Origin of the sequence: Citrobacter freundii complex sp. CFNIH2, assembly GCF_002880615.1 — a bacterium.
Taxonomy (GTDB): domain Bacteria; phylum Pseudomonadota; class Gammaproteobacteria; order Enterobacterales; family Enterobacteriaceae; genus Citrobacter_A; species Citrobacter_A amalonaticus_F.
Genome location: NZ_CP025757.1, coordinates 787,299 through 804,225, shown reverse-complemented (window position 1 = coordinate 804,225; position 16,927 = coordinate 787,299). Strand labels below are relative to the sequence as shown.

The window sequence follows — 16,927 nt, the reverse complement described above, 5'->3', positions numbered from 1 at the left end:
TGCCTTACCCTGCGCCGCAGATCTAACCGTTGTTTATCTCTGGGACAGTGTAAAGCGTGAAGAATAGAACTCTGGGAAGTGTTTTCATCGTGGCGGGCACCACGATTGGCGCAGGGATGCTGGCGATGCCTTTGGCGGCTGCCGGGGTCGGTTTTGGCGTCACTTTTGCGTTATTGATTGGGTTGTGGGCATTGATGTGTTACACCGCGCTGTTGCTGCTTGAAGTGTATCAGCACGTCCCGGCAGACACCGGACTGGGCACGCTGGCAAAACGCTACCTGGGACGCTACGGTCAGTGGATAACCGGATTCAGTATGATGTTTCTGATGTACGCGCTGACCGCAGCCTATATCAGCGGCGCGGGCGAATTGCTCGCCTCCAGTATCAGCGACTGGACTGGCGCAGAGATGTCACCTACCGCGGGCGTCCTGCTGTTCACCTTTGTTGCCGGCGGCGTCGTTTGTGTGGGCACCTCGTTGGTCGATCTGTTTAACCGCTTTCTGTTCAGCGCCAAGATAATTTTCCTGGTGGTGATGCTGGCGCTGCTGATGCCGCACATTCATAAAGTTAATCTTCTGACCCTGCCGCTTGAGCAGGGGTTGGCGCTTTCGGCTATCCCGGTCATTTTCACCTCTTTCGGCTTTCACGGCAGCGTTCCCAGCATCGTGAGCTATATGGACGGCAACATCCGCAAACTGCGGTGGGTGTTTATTACCGGTAGCGCGATTCCGCTAGTGGCCTACATTTTCTGGCAACTGGCGACGCTAGGTAGCATCAACTCCACAACGTTTATGGGACTGCTGGCAAATCATGCCGGGTTGAATGGTTTGTTGCAGGCGCTACGGGAAGTCGTCGCCTCGCCGCACGTTGAGCTGGCGGTGCATCTTTTTGCTGACTTAGCGCTGGCGACCTCTTTCCTCGGCGTCGCACTGGGGCTGTTCGATTATCTGGCCGATCTGTTTCAACGCCGTAATACAGCCGCTGGCCGGATGCAAACCGGCGCGATTACCTTTCTGCCGCCGCTGGCCTTCGCCCTCTTCTATCCACGGGGTTTTGTGATGGCGCTGGGCTATGCCGGTGTCGCGCTGGCTGTGCTGGCGCTGATCATCCCTTCACTGCTGGCATGGCAGAGCCGTAAACAGAATCCGCAGGCAGGCTATCGCGTTCTGGGCGGACGCCCCGCGTTAGCACTGGTGTTTACATGTGGCATTGTGGTGATTGGCGTACAATTTCTGATTGCCGCCGGGCTGCTGCCTGAAGTGGGATAAAGAAAAAGGGGCGTCAGCCCCTTTCTGATCAGTGCAGACAGCACTGCTTGTATTTTTTACCGCTTCCACACGGACACGGATCGTTGCGGCCAACTTTCACTTCCGCTTTCACCGGCACCTGCACTGGCGTTTCCTGCGGATGCGCCATCCAGTATGCGTGGAGATCCAACGCCGCCAGGCGGATCGCCTCAACGCTTTCTTCAAACGCTTCCGGGGTCAGTTTCTCAACCACCTCGAAATTCTCTTCTGTACCGTGCAGCGCAATGGCGTCAAGAGCTGGCTTCAGTGTATCCGGTAGCGCAGACCAGTCGGAAAGCGCAACGCCGCGCATGTAGCCGAAGCACCACTCTTCCACAATGGTAATCTCACGCCCTTCAATTTCGCGCAGACCAAACAGCGGTTCAAACTGTTCCGGGAAATCATTCAACCGGTCAGCGGTGTCCGCCATATGCTGGAATGCGAGATTCATAAAACGCGTCATCTCTTTTTCAGAGGACCAGCGCGGCACATATTGCGCCCCACCCCATACGGCAACCAGCCACTGCTCTGGCTCAATTTCACGGGGTGAACTGAGTACAGCCGTCAGCAGTCCATCCAGTTCTGCCACGTCCAGAATGGCATGTTCGGTGTTGTACTTGGTCAGCACATCATCCAGCCACTCCAGTTCACTTTCGTTCAACGGTCCCGTTTTCATCATACTTGTCCTCGGTAAACACTCTCGCCAGCGGCTATCTTACATGGCGAACGAGGAAACGGATACTGATTGCCGCGTGGGACACCTCACATGTGGCAGTAATTCTACTCATCATTTCTTCCTGCAAAACAGATACGGCACATTGGCGTTTGAAAAGACATACGCGGATGGATACTCATCCACGGTCAGGGTCAATTCTCCCCCTTTCTTCAGAAAGAATTGAGATAATATCTTTTCGAGTTTCTCATCGGTCACGGTATCGGAAAAGGTTTTGACAATGCGCGCTGTATGTAGGATCCGCGTTCTGAACTGCTGGGTATAGTTAAAATAGACCAGCCGATTGACATTAATCTTTGTCTCGCCATCGACTTTACCCGTAATAATGGCTATTCCTGTAGTATGATCTCTCATCACGCTGCAGGAACCGTTCCGACAAATAACCTATCCACAGAAATAGCATGCCATTGACATGGCTCGCACTACCCACGCGGGGTTAACAATAAATTCACCGCCAGACTCACGAAACCACATGAAAACAAGATCCGTAATCCCGACAAAATCGTGGGATGATTTAATACCTTCCTGCGCATGAAGGATGAAAAAATACCATACAGCATGAATACAAGCAGCGTCATTAACATGAAGATCAGGCTCAATATCAACATGTTGGTTGCCGGTGCGGAGGACGTGGTTTGAATAAACTGCGGTAAGAAGGCCAAAAAGAACAGTGATAATTTGGGATTTAACAGATTGATAAATATCGCATGCAGGATGACCTTCGCGCCTGACTGAGAAACTTCGCAGTCATCAGGCTGTAACGTTGATTTCTCTTTTATAATATTCCACGCCATATACAACAACCACACGACCCCGGCATATTTGATGACAGTGAACGCCATTTCACTGGAGTAGAAAATAGCGGCTAATCCCGTGATGGCGGCCAACATATGCGGAACAATTCCCAATGTACACCCTACGGCAGCCAGCAAACTCATTGCGACACCGCACGATAACCCCATCGCAATGGTATAGATCGCACCGGTTCCCGGCGAAATAATCACAATAAATGAGGTTAATAAGAACTCGATACTGATCTGCATAACGTTATCCCGGGTGAACACATAATAAGAGAGTCAGTGTTTATCAGGATAACCCCGCAGATCTTGTAGAAAATTGCAGACGGTTAATCAATCATGGCGGAGCGGTATTGCCCCGGAGTTATGCCTGTCTGCTTCTGAAATGCATGAGTGAGATGGCTTTGATCGGAGAAACCGGCCATCACCGCAACATCAACCGTTCTCTTGCCCTGCGACAAGAGTTTTTTTGCCAGCCGGACCCGGGACTGCAGAAGATATGCATGTGGTGTAATCCCCACTTCCCGGGAAAAATAGCGAATGAGCTGGAAGCGGGTGATATCGCACAGGTTGGCGAGCCCCGCGAGGGTAATATTTTCTTCCGGGGCATCATCGATGAACTCTTTGACCAACTGAACCGTCGGAGAATACGGGATACGCTGCGCGGCAGAAAGCGTATGGTGTTGCCCGGCCAGCATCAGACAGCGCATGAGCATCTCTTCAATCGCCATGGTGTCCGGCTCACCAGCAGTCGACTGGCTAAAAAACTGCTGAATCATCAAACCGAGTGCGGGATCGTGAGCCACCGGTTTCAGAGTCAAATCGCCTGTCGATAAGTTGGTATTCCATTCTTTTATAAAGACGTCAGGATTGATATACAACATGTGCCAACCCCGCGGACCCGTAGCGGAGATCCCGTCGTGAATTTCGCCGGGATTGACCATGATGATGTCCCCTGTTACCGCATTGACATTGCCGATATTACTCCATGACCGATGGCTTCCCTGGATGAAAACCCCGATGCCGAATTGATCATGGGAGTGACGCGGGAAAGCGCGTTCTGAATATAACGACAGTATTTCAACATCAGGGATCACACAACGGTGCTGCTTTACCTGATGAACGTCTTTTTTCATGGTCGTTCTCTCGTGGCTACGGATGCAGGGAATTCCCGGCTCACTCTAAAGATACCCTTTGAAACGGAGACAGACGACCGATCTTTTACTGTTTACCAGAACGGAGCTGGTCAGGCCTAAATAAAAAGGATGCGATTCTGCTTATCGCCCGGCGTGCTTCGGGTATTTTTCCGGCGGATGACTGGAATACGTGCCACAAACCATTCCAGACTTCAATTTGAACGTTGACGCCCACCTCTGTCGCCTGTTTTGCCAGGCGGATCGAGTCATCGAGAAGTAATTCATCGCTTCCCGTCTGTATCAGGAGAGGGGGGAGCCCTGTCAGATCGCCAAAAAGGGGAGAAACCAGCGGATTCGATGTTTCAGCGTGAGAACAGTAGTATGCAACGGTTTGCCGCAAATCCTCAATACAGATCATCGGGTCCTTCTTTGCACAAGAAGAAATGCTGTCACCCGATAAGGTGTAATCAAGCATAGGAGATAACAAAAAGCCGGAATGCGGCAACGGAGAATTTTCTTTTTTCAGTAGCAGAAGCAGAGATAAAACCAATCCACCGCCGCTTGAGTCACCGCCAAGAATGATCTCATCAGGCCGATACCCCTGCGCTAATAGCCACTGCCAGGCATATTTAGCATCCATCAAACCGGCGGGAAAGGGATTTTCAGGCGCTAATGAATAATTGAGCGTGAGGGCATTCACTTTTGCACAATGGACAATATGTCCAACCAGTTTCCGGTGCGTGATGCTTGATCCCTGACTGTTACCTCCGCCATGAAGATACAGAATGACTTTTCGCTTTTCGGCCTGCGAATGTCGCACCCACTCCGCTGAAATACCTTCTTCGTCGATGACTTCTGTGCTGACATTTTCGGGTAACGGAACATTTATTGCCCCTTCTTCCCATATTCTTCTTTGCTCATGAAGAGGCGTGTTAAGCACAAAATCTACATTACTCGCGTAATTCCTGAAAAGTGCTTCTTTTTTGCGCTTAGCTTCAATGCTTAACATTATTTCGCCTCACTGCGAATCGGCAGACTGGAGATCAGTATACAGAAAACGCGTTCGGTTTCAGCACAACGCACTCTCGGGCATGAAATGACGACCCGCAGACGGTTACCAGACAATCTGGAGGCAAATTTCAGACACAAAAAAACCACCCGTAGGTGGTTTCACGACACTGCTTATTGCTTTGATTATTCTGCTTTTTCCCATGGTACCCGGAGCGGGACTTGAACCCGCACAGCGCGAACGCCGAGGGATTTTAAATTCTACGCAGGATCAATGAGTTACATAGCAGTGCATTGCGAAACTTTGCTAAAATTGATTACTAATTTTGCTGTAATCGGCAGAAAATAGATAATCATAGATAGCGTTGAGCACAGAAAAAGCTAAGGTGATTAAATGCCCGCCGATTTTATTGACATAGTTGAAAATGAAGGTGAAACGATTCTCGTTATTCAATCTGATAATCAGTTGCTTGAACGGGTTGACAACTGTTGTATGGGGCTGGGCTCCGACAATGACTCCGATAGTACCCGTTTTCTTCGAAATGAGTGCTCAAACCGATGTATATAATGAAATATATTTAAAATTGTGTATGATTAAAAGATAACCTTGGGATCTCGGGACACTCTTAATATTTTCCTTGTGGAAATATCGAACAGCGAATCAAAGAAACTGGAATATCTGTTCAAATCCCTGGATTGTATTATTCACTTTGACTAGCAAAACTTTTAATAGAGAAATTCTTTATGATAGATGAACATGGAAAACTTAATTTTACATTCAATATATTAAAGAAATTCAGACCTAGCTATATATTTGAAGATGAAGATGTTAGTTTTACCAATACTAAGTGTCCTCATTGCAATAGTGTTATTATTTTTTCAGAGGCACACTTACAGCCTGTAGAACTAGATAATGGGTCATATGTTCCTTTCAGCGACGAAGAAGGTGTAATGATTGGAAAATGTAATAATTGTACTGAAACATTCGGGATAAATGTTATCAACCCTGACTTTTCAGGATGTAAGAGTGGTGCTAGTAAGGTTGATTATTACTTTAATAAAGATGGTAAAGATATTAACGATACACACAAAGCACATTTATATGTAAACATTTTATTCATTGAGGATAAAGTAGAGCATGATGCAGATTTAGAACACTATTCACTCCCTTACATCTGCGATGATTACCCTCTCTATATTTGCTCGAATTGCGGTAAAAACATTGAGAAAGAGTCATTTAAAAAATTAAAGGATGAATTTCCTCGACTCCTTGGCGAACATTCTCGCTATGTTGAGTGGACGCTAAAAAATTCATATGGTAAAGGCCCAGAATATGTGATAGCGAAACTAAAATTCAATTGTTCCTGCGGGCAAGAATGTGAAAGTTTTTTCTTTAAAAAGTACATTGAGACTATAAACATTAAGATCAGCGATTTCTCAATCTGCAATGTAATTGGCTCACGTTTGATAGAGAAAAGAATCATTCCTGGTGTTTATTCGAAAACAAACATCATATCCTGGCTATATAAATTAATCCCGCGATGGACAATTTTATTTGACAAAATTTACATTATCACTCCATTTATTGGGCATCAGCATTTGAGGCCAGCCGAACTTACCGAAATATGGATTGAATTAATAAACAGACTCGATCATAAAAAATCAAAAATCTGGACTAAAAATGGTGAGTTAACTAAATTCAAGAATGCTTATTCGAAGGTGAATAATATTGCATACGATAAACTTAATGAGTTTGAACTTGGATCCAGTTTATTATCCGAACTTCACCAAAATAAAGATTTTCATGCAAAAATTTATTGCGGAATTAGTCAAGGAAGATGTGAGATTTTTAGTGGATCAGCTAATTTGGTTAGAGGGCCATCAGTAGAAGTTATGCATTTTGATGTATTTAATAATTTTAGTTCTGTTTATGAAGCATTTTTAGAACCAATAGGAATCAAAGAAGAGTTCAGTTTAATTAGAGACACTTACTCTTTGTTGTTTGATTCAAGCAAAGATTTTAAAGCTGGTATGGATGGATTTGAAATACGCTCAGAGCACTACAGTAAAGTAATTTTACCTGATAGATAATATCACTAACTTGGCAACCTCGTGGTTTTAGCATACTCATGTTTTTCTTTGGAGGTTAGGGGCATACTAGCTCCATATGATGGACCAGGGCGACAATGGTATCCATGACGCCATTAAGTCCATGAATTACGAGGTTAAATTTTATCAATACCCCGAAAGGTTCTGGAGTGATTCAATGGCTCCTGGTGATTGGTCTGGTTCAGGAGCCGTATTACGAGAGATGGAGTTATTATTATACAATAAACTCGTTTCCAGGTTCAGTGCTCAGATTATTTACTATATAAGAATCTATTCTCTGATCATTAAATCGCCAGCAGTCAATGGCAAGATCCATCAGCAGGCGTTGCCTTGCGGTGATATTTTCTGCGGACCAGAATTGATATTCATAACCATATTTCTGCTTAAAGCGATTTAATGCGGTGTTCTCACCAATTGAGTACTGAGAGTGGAGTAATCGAGTCATAATGATTTCAGAGTTTAAATATTCTGTTTGTTTTTTCAAAAACCAGTCTTCACTCAAATCATTGCAGTTATTGACGGACTGGTTAATTGTACCCTCTAATAATGTTACATTACCAAGCTTGTTGAGATAACTTGTTCGATTTGCATCGGAGAACTCCCCATCTTCAGGGACGTTCCGTACCGTCTGAGGAAGAATATGCTCAATTTGCATCTGCTGAATAGCCTGCTGGCTCTTTTCCGGAAAACCGCAAAGATGGCGGATATGATTCTCTAATCTACCCAATACATAACGTTGGCGATACTGAGGGGTAAAATTATAGTCATTAATAATTGAGAATCGTTCTTTAAATTCATCTAAACGCTCCACAACAAAAGGTATAAGTGTTGCTGAAACAACATTTGCAATCTCTGCTTTCGTTTTCACATCCCGAAGCTTTACAGCCCATTGAGTAAAGCGTTGCTCATATGTCTTCGATTGAATAGCCATTGTATTTGTAAAGAATAAAAAGCTCTCAAGTTGAGCACCTAAGAAATCCATTACATCATCAGAACAACTAATTTCCAATGCCATTAGTAAAACCAAATGCTGACGTGAGCGATATTTATTAATATATCCAATGTTACTTACATTTGGAAAACGGGCATTTTCACGCCAGTAGGCTGCTTCATTTGTTGCATTGACCAAGTTAGCGTATCGTTCTGATAATTTTTCCAATTCTTTGACGAGAACCATAGGGTGTGTCTTATACTGCAACGACAGTTCCCCCTCAGCTGAAATGATCCATTTATATATATCATCTTCACGCAAAATCCCGTGATGATATCGTGCCATCAGAAAGTAACGTAAAAAACGAAGCGGGTTATCACTTTCGCCGCAAGATTCAAGGTTATTAGTGATGGATTTCCATGTTGTCTTTATTGCCGAAAACTGTTCTTCTTTTATCTGACTGAAAATCAAATTTTTAACAAGATCCATAGCATTAAGGCTGGCACCACGCTGATTGATCGTTTCGAAAATCTTTAATGCGCTACTTAAGTTCTCTGATTCAATGACAACCAGCTCAACTTTTGTTAAAAAAAAGCGAGCGAAGGAGATTAATCCATTCAAGCTATCTTGCAATTGGTATTTAAGATAATCACGAATGTGATCATACGCGTCAGCCATTTTTTTTACTGACGCTGTTTCCGCAAAGGTATTGGTTTTCCCTTCAATTAACCGCGAAATAAACCCTCGACTTTCTTCATATTGAAGATCTAGTCTAATTAGATTTTCCTCACTATTAATATCATAACTAGAGAGCCATTCCTCAATAGTTTTCAGATATTCCAGCCCTTTTTTGTCAAGTGTATCCAATCTATCTTTTAATAGATCCCGTAAGGCACACATAGTGATGACAATAGTGGTCAACCGCTGCTGTCCGTCAATAACATCATGCTTTTCCCCATTCTTTACGATAATAACAGAACCGAGAAAATAACCATTTTGATCTTTCTGCTCTGGTTGGTATTCATTGTCTAAATCCATGATAAACTGTTCAACCTGATCATCAACCTTCCATACATACTCACGTTGATAATCGGGAACTAAAAAATAATAATCGCTTAATTTTGATATATTTTTTACATCAGCTTCTATTTTCATTTTATATCCTTACATTGCTGGATGAACACCACAGATCATACTGATCCCAGATCCAATTCACAAACGAACAGGAGAGTAGACCCCTTCTACATTACAGCTATCTCCGTCATCAAAAATCAACTCTCCTGCACTATAACCATCCATGGACAAAATAGCCTTTTCATTGAGAGCCAGACTAAGGCACATTGATGTTTTTATCATATTATCTGTACCATAAACCTCATACCAGTTATCTTCTTTTTTAGAAACCTCTACCTCATACTTTCCTGAGTCAATATTAACCATGCTAAATACATTATCTACATCACATGAATCCTTGCTATCTGTAAAAATTATTTTTTTATCATAGCCATCAACCCTGAGATATGCGTCTTCAGAATAAGCATAAACATAACAATATTTAGTATTAACAAAAGCATCCTTCCCAGTAATTTGATATAAATTACTATCCTTTCTTGTGACATTTATTTCCCACGTATTGGCATGAACATAACCTGGAGCCAAAAACAGGGTTAATAATAACAGTCCAATCTTGGCTTTAAAGTTTCTAACAATTTTGAAAAACATAAAACCCCTTCTTATATAGTCCTGTAATATTTTATTTTAGCTGGGCTCTTACTACATATCAGCCAACAACATCCCAGCCATCCCATCCAGTCGTTTCTTGACCTTTTCCCACCCAGGCATAACTTGCCCCATCAGGCGGTAAAACTCCTCGCTGTGGTTATGCTCAGCCACATGACATAGCTCATGTAGCAATACATAGTCGATACATTCTGAGGACGCTTTTACCAGCCACGGGTTTAGTGTCAGGCAACCTTTTGCGGAGCAGTTTCCCCATTGCGTTTGCATTGCCCGCAACCGTATCGGCGGACGCTCACTCACCCAAAGGGTCTGCGGTATCAATAAATCAAGCCTGCGCTGAAAGACATCTCTGGCACGTTCCCGATACCATTCGGCCAGCAACGCTTTAATCTTTTCTGCCGATTTGTTTCTGACAGTCACTTCCAGACGCCCACGCAACATTTTCACTCGTTGCGGTACAGTAGCGTCTTCTGTCACTTTCAACTGATATTGCTTACCGAGATAATAATGGCTTTCTCCGCTGACATACTGACGTGGAACAATGTGTGTCTGTTGCTCCCTGAAATCACGCAGTTGCTGATATATCCAGCGCCCTCGTTTTTTCAGCGCAGACAACACCTCATGCGCAGGTGTTTCTGGTGGTACAGAGGCCACAACCCGGCAGTCCGGATGCACCTTGATGAGCACCCTGCCCTTTACGACCTGACGCGGAACACACTGTACGATAATGGCTTCATCACCATAGACAATGCGTAACGCTTTCATTGCTGGCGACTCTTTTTCACTCATGATTTCATCAAACCAACGCGCAGTATCTGGATGATAGTTTCCACAATACGGTTTACCTGATTCATTCCAGCACCTATTTCCCGGCAGGCCGTAAACAGCAGCGGTAAGAGATTTGCCTTGACTGCTTTTTCGATATCCTGAGGGTTGAGGGAATTTTCTGCCACTGCTTTGACGATAATGCTGTCCACCTCAAAAGCCAGCTTCGTCCACTTCTCCTGCACCTGAACATCGTTTACCGCAAAAACCTCAGGCAGCTCTTTTTTAAATACACCGTAATACGCCTGAGCATGCTTGTTTACCGCCAGAGCATCCGGGATATCACTGAGCTTACGGGCTTCAACCTGTTCTTCAAACTCACGGAATAAGAGGTACTGCTTCAGTGGATGGTCGAACAGTTTTTCAGTCTCTTCGATAATCATACGCAGGAGTTTCGAAAACGCTTCTTGCGCATACGGGTCATCACGCAGCTCCTGCTCAATTATCTTCGTCACACGGGTTTTAATGATGTCGGTTTCATTGCGGGTTTTATTGTTGTCCCACTCTTCGGGCTTTTCGTTCTTGCCCATTTTACCGACTTCATACACGCCATCCGGTTCGCGAACCTCAACACCGGTGACATGCTTATCCAGCAATTTTTTCACCTGCTCCGCGTAGTCGTCATAATTGACCTGCTCGCCGCTGACCTGCATTGCCCACTGGCGCAGGCTTGACATCTGTTTTACGGTTTCTTTATAGAGATTTCGGTCTTGTTCCGTAAAGCTCTTGTCGGTGAAGAAGGTGGCGGACTGCAGTGCCACTTTCAGGCATCCGGCAAAGGCCGTTAACGCCTCGATGAAATCATCACGGGTTTTCTGATGGATATCGACCATCTCTCCGTCACGTTTTTCCATTTTAGGCACCAGTACCGCACGCAACTGTTCAGTATCATTCTTGTTTTTGACACCAGCAAATATGGCCCACAGCTGGTTATACAGATGCGGCAGCCGCTTGTATTCAGAACTCATGGTGCTGTACAGCCCGTCAATATCCTTGATGTCGTATCCTCCCTGAGTTCGGGAGGCGAGATCCTGATATTTGCCGATGGTTGTGTCCAGCTCAGCCAGAATGCCGCGATAATCAATCAGCAGACCAAACTTTTTCAGTGGATGCAGTCGGTTCACTCGGGCAATCGCCTGGATAAGGTTGTGGGACTTAAGCGGCTTATCGATATACAGCACGGTATTTTTCGGTTCATCAAACCCGGTGAGCAGTTTATCGACGACAATCAACAATTTAAGTTTATTATCAGTATCGAAACGGTTGATGATATTGCGGGTATACACGGACTCATCCTGCGTGCCGACGTTATCTTTCCACCATTTCGTCACTTCCGGTAGCTTGCTTTCATCCACCTCGGTGTTCCCTTCCCGGGTATCCGGAGGGCTGATCACCACAGCAGATTCAAACAACCCGGCTTCATCAAGATACTTTTTATACTTAATGACGGAGATTTTGCTGTCGCAGGCAAGTTGCCCTTTCAGCCCGTCATTAATGTTTTTCGAGAAGTGCGTAGCAATATCGAGTGCGATCAGTCGGATGCGGTCATCTGCACTATAAACCTCACCCTTACGGGCATATTTACGCTTAAGGTCGGCTTTTTGCGCTTCGCTTAACCCATCGGTAATACGGTCAAACCAGGCATCTATTGCCCGATCGTTAACCTCAAGGTCGGGAATACGTTCTTCATACAGCAAAGGTGTAACGGCTTTATCTTCTACCGCTCGCTGCATGGTATAAGCGTGTACAATGGGCCCGAATTTATTGGTGGTTTTATCTTCTTTCAGCAATGGCGTACCGGTAAATGCGACAAAGGCGGCGTTCGGCAGGGCCAGTTTCATTCGCACATGGTTCTCACCACCCTGGCTGCGGTGTCCTTCATCAATCAGAACGATGATGTCGGGGCTGGTGTTGACGCATTCAGGAAGTTTTGTCGCTGAGTTAAATTTCTGGATAAGGGTGAAGATAATGCGTTCTTTACCGGAACCAATCTGCTGTGCCAGTTTCTGGCCAGAGGTCGCCATTGCTTTGGCCTTATCATCCTTCCCTGCAAGTTCGCCACCTGAGGCAAAAGTGCCGCTGAGCTGCCCTTCAAGGTCTACACGGTCCGTCACCACTACAATACGACACTGCTTCAGGCTGTCATGAAGAATCAATGCCTTGCTGAGGAACACCATGGTGTACGATTTACCAGAACCCGTGGTATGCCAGATCACCCCACCTTCCCTGCCCCCATCCGGTCTGCGCGTACTGATGCGTTCCAGCAGTCTTTTAATGCCGAACACCTGCTGATAGCGAGCGACTATCTTCCCGGTCTTTTTATCAAACAGGGTGAAGAAGCGGGTCATCTCCAGGAGACGTTCCGGCGAAAGCAGGCTGATGAGCAGCTTGTCCTGCCCGCTTACTGCCAGTTCCCCTCCGGCGATTAACTGCTGGTACCAGTTGAGATCGGCTGAAGGACGATGATCAAACAACGCATCAATTTGTTCCGTCGATAACTGATGGTTGCGCAGAGCATACATCTGCGGATCTGTTATATCTTCTTCGCGCCATGCTGCCCAGAATTTCATTGGCGTATGGCAGGTACCGTAGCGCCCGTCATGCCCGTTAATCGACAGTAATACCTGGCTATAGGCAAACAGCTGCGGGATTTCGTCGTTGAGCTGGTTGCGGATACTCTGGGATATCCCTTCGTCAATGGTTGGCCCTTTCTTGCCGTGGCCAGCCGGGCTTTTCGCTTCAATGACGGCCAGCGGGATACCATTAACAAAACACACAATATCCGGTCTGCGGGTTTCGACACCGCCTGACCGCAATACCGTAAATTCTTCAGTAAAATGGAACTGGTTATTTTCCGGATGTTCCCAGTCAATGAGTGCAATCGTGGGGTTGACCTTCTTGCCATCGACAAACTCCGTGACGGCGATTCCGTAAAGCAGATGGTTATACATTCGCTCATTGGCTTTCAGCAACCCTTCATTCAGTGCTGGGGAACAGACCTGAGATATCAGGTTATCCAGTGCTTTTTCCGATAAATGGCAGGTTTTGCCACCAGCCATAAACGAACGCTTCGACAACACTTCACGCAGAACCGGACGCAGCACTACCTCATCCTGTTTATAACCCCGATAGCCCATAATCTGTTTCGGGGATAAAAACGTCCAGCCGAGACTGGTCAGCAACGTCAGTGCCGGGATTTTGGCGCTATATTCTTCCTGAAACTTTGGCGTGTACGTCTGGTTCATTGGCTTTCCTTGTTCTTCGCGTTAAGCGCTCACGGCTTCTTCAGCTTCTACTTTCACACGACGCTTTCCGGTCAGTAATTGCTGCATCAGGGCTTTTTTCTCATCTTTCAGACAGGCGAGTTTTTTCTCCAGCGTGAAGATTTCAGCGTCGGCAGCGGACAGGACGGCGGCGATTTTTTGTTGTTCTTTCAACGGTGGTAAGGGCACATGAATCTGGCTGAATTCTTTCCAACGTAGGCTTCCTCTGCGATCAACAGAAGCGTTAGTTGCCGCACCAAATATTTGCCTATAGTGATCCGTTTTTAGAACCGCATACAAATAAGAGTTGTCTACCAAAGTTGGCGATGCTCTGAAAACCACATAAATCGGGCTAACGATGCCTGTTTCATAAAGGCTCTGAAGCCCAATAGAACCTTCTTCTATGTGGTTAGAAGGGAAACCGAAATAACCACGATGAATTAATCGATAACCCGATAAATCATCACTGTAAACTTTCTTGTTGAAGTACTTCAGAGAATCGACAAAACCATCATGCTTAGAGCATGAAAGGACTGGGTAATCTGCAGCCTCTGAATTCTTCTCGCTTACTTGAGTACATACTTCCTTGATTGCTGGATAATCCCAGTCTTTCGGAATCGAGCCATAATGAGTAAGCTTAAATTCATAGCTGCCAGCAGGCATCCCCAGACGTTTCTTCCCGGTAAGCAATTGCTGCATCAGGGCTTTTTTCTGCTGCTGACTGTTGGCTAGAAGCTTTTCCGTCACCGAAATCGCCTTATCCCAGGCGGACAGAATTTGGGCGATTTTCTTTTGTTCAGCAAGAGGGGGGACAGGTACTGCAATTTCTTGTGTTAGCTTAGTATTGAAAACACCTTGCGCCCCACCGGCTGCACCAGCGTAAATCTGCGATTTCCCATAGGTAGACAGTAAAAAGTAAGTATAGAAATCAGGATCGGCATTTTTGGCTGATTTACTTTTTATGATAATCGCATTTGCCATATTTGATGTTCTATTGAGCCCTGTCGCCTTGCAGACCATTCCGAGATTGGCACCAACTCTAGCAATCAATATGTCGTCATTTTCAATTTGAGATTTCTTGTTTTTATCATTAAATTCTGGCGTTACATAACGAATGTCATCGTGGCGAAAATATCCATCTCTTATATTTAACGTCCTGTAAAAAGGAACTCCTATGGCTGCATCGCAATAGTGGTCATTTACGTTGCCAACGTACCCCACTACGATTTTTGTGAATAAGTCACCTAAGAGTTTATTGTGCCAACCTTCAGGTAATTTCATACTTCATCTCCAGAAACCATCGCTCGCGGTGTTTTGGCTCCCATAACACTATCATTGCCCTGTGCGCTGTAACCCAGCTCCTTCAGATACCCCGCCATCTCCGTTTCCAGCTTCGCCAGTTCCACTTTCAATTGCTCACGTTCGGCACGTACGGCCAGTAAATCAATCTCGTCCTCTTCCTCAAAGGTATCGACATAGCGCGGAATATTCAGGTTATAGTCGTTGTCCTGAATCTCTTTAAGGCTAGCAAGGTAAGCGTATTTATCGACGTTATCGCCATCACGGTAGGTCTTAACTATTTTCTCGATGTTTTTTTCGCTTAGCTGGTTCTGGTTTTTACCGGCTTTACATTCACGGCTGGCGTCAATAAACAGCACCTTGTCATCCACTTTCTGCTTCTTGAAAATAAGAATCGCAGCCGGAATGCCCGTACCGTAAAACAGTTTTTCCGGCAGGCCAATTACCGCATCCAGCAGATTTTCGTCAATCAGTTTCTGGCGAATTTTACCTTCGCTGGAGCCACGGAACAGCACACCGTGTGGAACGACTACGCCCATACGACCTGTCCCCGGTTTCAGGGTTTCTATCATATGCGAAATAAAAGCGTAATCACCTTTGGTCTTCGGCGGTACACCACGACGGAAACGACCAAACTTATCGTTCTCGGCCTCGTCATGGCCCCACTTATCCAGGCTAAACGGCGGGTTAGCTGTCACGATATCAAACAGCATCAGGTCGCCATTTTTATCCAGCAGCTTCGGGTTACGAATGGTATCGCCCCACTCGATTTTGTGGTTGTCTTCGCCGTGCAGGAACATGTTCATTTTCGCCAGCGACCACGTGGAGCCAATGGCCTCCTGACCGAACAACGCATAATTGCGGCTGTCATGCCCGGAGACAATTTTACGCCCGCACTTCATTAGCAACGAACCGGAACCACAGGCAGGATCGCAGATGGTATCACCCGGTTGCGGATCGAGCAGTTCAGCGATCAGGTCTGAAACTTCTGGTGGGGTATAGAATTCCCCGGCTTTCTGCCCACCGCTGGCAGCAAAGTTTTTGATCAGATATTCGTAAGCATTACCGATAACGTCCAGCGTACCTACACGGCTCGGCTTCAGGTTGAGATCTTCACCGGCAAAGTCTTCCAGCAACTGACGCAGGATAGTGTTCTTCTGTTTTTCTTCACCCAGACGGTCAGTGTTAAACGAAATATCCTGGAACACGCTTTTCCCGGCATCTTTCAGTTTGGTGCCGTTGGCTTCTTCAATCGCATGTAGCGCTTGATCGATGCGCTCACCGTTGCCCGGCTCATGGCGACGTTCGTACAGCGCATAGAAACTGGCGCTTTTCGGTAACACAAAACGCTCATTCGCCATCATCGCTTCAATCAGTTCCGGCGCATCACCATACTGTTCTTTATACTCATCGTAGTGATCCTGCCAGACATCCGAAATGTACTTGAGGAACAGCATAGTAAGGATAAAGTCTTTATAGGTATCAGCACTGATGGTGCCACGGAACGTATCACACGCGGCCCACAGGGCTTTGTTGATCGTGTCCTGACTGATTTTGTCGTTCATGAATCATCCTGGAATAAGAAAACCAATCTTTTCTGTTGGTAAATAGCGGGAAAATAGAGGGGTTAATCATACCCGAAAACACATGCAGGAACACGTTATGGCTCGGTATAATCAGGCAATAGATCAAGCACAATGGGGAGAGATAGCAGAGGAGACAATTATCGGGGATTAGCGCAATTTCAGACACAAAAAAACCACCCGTAGGTGGTTTCACGACACTGCTTATTGCTTTGAT

General features: G+C 45.7%; 13 protein-coding genes. 2 read left to right on the top strand and 11 right to left on the bottom strand.

Annotated features, from left to right (window positions below):
- Nucleotides 1–116 precede the first annotated feature (116 nt).
- On the top strand, nucleotides 117–1,268 hold the full coding sequence (gene tyrP, locus WM46_RS04020) for a tyrosine transporter TyrP (protein WP_233622948.1): 1,152 nt from the start codon (nucleotides 117–119) through the stop codon (nucleotides 1,266–1,268).
- Between the two features lie 28 nt (nucleotides 1,269–1,296).
- Here tyrP and WM46_RS04015 read toward each other — a convergent pair whose 3' ends face one another.
- The 5 genes from WM46_RS04015 to WM46_RS03995 all read right to left on the bottom strand — a co-directional run bounded on the left by WM46_RS04015 (nucleotide 1,297) and on the right by WM46_RS03995 (nucleotide 4,961).
- Nucleotides 1,297–1,962: a YecA family protein gene (locus tag WM46_RS04015; RefSeq protein WP_043000313.1), complete on the bottom strand. Its 666-nt coding sequence runs from the start codon at nucleotides 1,960–1,962 to the stop codon at nucleotides 1,297–1,299.
- Between the two features lie 111 nt (nucleotides 1,963–2,073).
- Nucleotides 2,074–2,376, bottom strand: a complete 303-nt coding sequence (locus WM46_RS04010; protein ID WP_187394440.1) for a hypothetical protein — start codon at nucleotides 2,374–2,376, stop codon at nucleotides 2,074–2,076.
- 65 nt (nucleotides 2,377–2,441) lie between these two features.
- Nucleotides 2,442–3,062 carry a LysE family translocator gene (locus WM46_RS04005; protein WP_102601500.1) on the bottom strand — a complete coding sequence of 207 codons (621 nt, stop codon included), beginning with the start codon at nucleotides 3,060–3,062 and terminating at the stop codon, nucleotides 2,442–2,444.
- An 83-nt stretch (nucleotides 3,063–3,145) separates the two neighbouring features.
- Nucleotides 3,146–3,952 carry a helix-turn-helix transcriptional regulator gene (locus tag WM46_RS04000; RefSeq protein WP_102601499.1) on the bottom strand — a complete coding sequence of 269 codons (807 nt, stop codon included), beginning with the start codon at nucleotides 3,950–3,952 and terminating at the stop codon, nucleotides 3,146–3,148.
- Nucleotides 3,953–4,037: 85 nt separating this feature from the next.
- Nucleotides 4,038–4,961: an alpha/beta hydrolase gene (locus WM46_RS03995; protein ID WP_102601498.1), complete on the bottom strand. Its 924-nt coding sequence runs from the start codon at nucleotides 4,959–4,961 to the stop codon at nucleotides 4,038–4,040.
- A 743-nt stretch (nucleotides 4,962–5,704) separates the two neighbouring features.
- Here WM46_RS03995 and WM46_RS03990 point away from each other — a divergent pair.
- On the top strand, nucleotides 5,705–7,051 hold the full coding sequence (locus WM46_RS03990) for a hypothetical protein (protein WP_102601497.1): 1,347 nt from the start codon (nucleotides 5,705–5,707) through the stop codon (nucleotides 7,049–7,051).
- A 232-nt stretch (nucleotides 7,052–7,283) separates the two neighbouring features.
- Here the strand turns inward: WM46_RS03990 and WM46_RS03985 are convergent, their stop codons facing one another.
- The 6 genes from WM46_RS03985 to WM46_RS03960 are packed head-to-tail and all read right to left on the bottom strand — an operon-like array spanning nucleotide 7,284 to nucleotide 16,692.
- Entirely contained in the window at nucleotides 7,284–9,155 is a 1,872-nt protein-coding gene (locus WM46_RS03985; RefSeq protein WP_102601496.1) for a DUF262 domain-containing protein, read from the bottom strand.
- Between the two features lie 57 nt (nucleotides 9,156–9,212).
- On the bottom strand, nucleotides 9,213–9,722 hold the full coding sequence (locus WM46_RS03980; RefSeq protein ID WP_102601495.1) for a hypothetical protein: 510 nt from the start codon (nucleotides 9,720–9,722) through the stop codon (nucleotides 9,213–9,215).
- A gap of 51 nt (nucleotides 9,723–9,773) precedes the next feature.
- Entirely contained in the window at nucleotides 9,774–10,529 is a 756-nt protein-coding gene (locus WM46_RS03975; RefSeq protein ID WP_102601494.1) for a M48 family metallopeptidase, read from the bottom strand.
- Nucleotides 10,526–13,810 (bottom strand): type I restriction endonuclease subunit R, encoded by a 3,285-nt coding sequence (locus WM46_RS03970; RefSeq protein ID WP_102601493.1) that lies wholly within the window; start codon nucleotides 13,808–13,810, stop codon nucleotides 10,526–10,528. Before WM46_RS03970 ends, WM46_RS03975 begins: the two co-directional genes overlap by 4 nt.
- Before the next feature lie 21 nt (nucleotides 13,811–13,831).
- Nucleotides 13,832–15,109 (bottom strand): restriction endonuclease subunit S, encoded by a 1,278-nt coding sequence (locus WM46_RS03965; RefSeq protein ID WP_102601492.1) that lies wholly within the window; start codon nucleotides 15,107–15,109, stop codon nucleotides 13,832–13,834.
- A complete protein-coding gene (locus WM46_RS03960) occupies nucleotides 15,106–16,692 on the bottom strand; it encodes a type I restriction-modification system subunit M (RefSeq protein WP_102601491.1) in 1,587 nt (528 codons plus the stop codon). The genes WM46_RS03965 and WM46_RS03960 overlap by 4 nt, the downstream gene beginning before the upstream one ends.
- Nucleotides 16,693–16,927 lie beyond the last annotated feature (235 nt).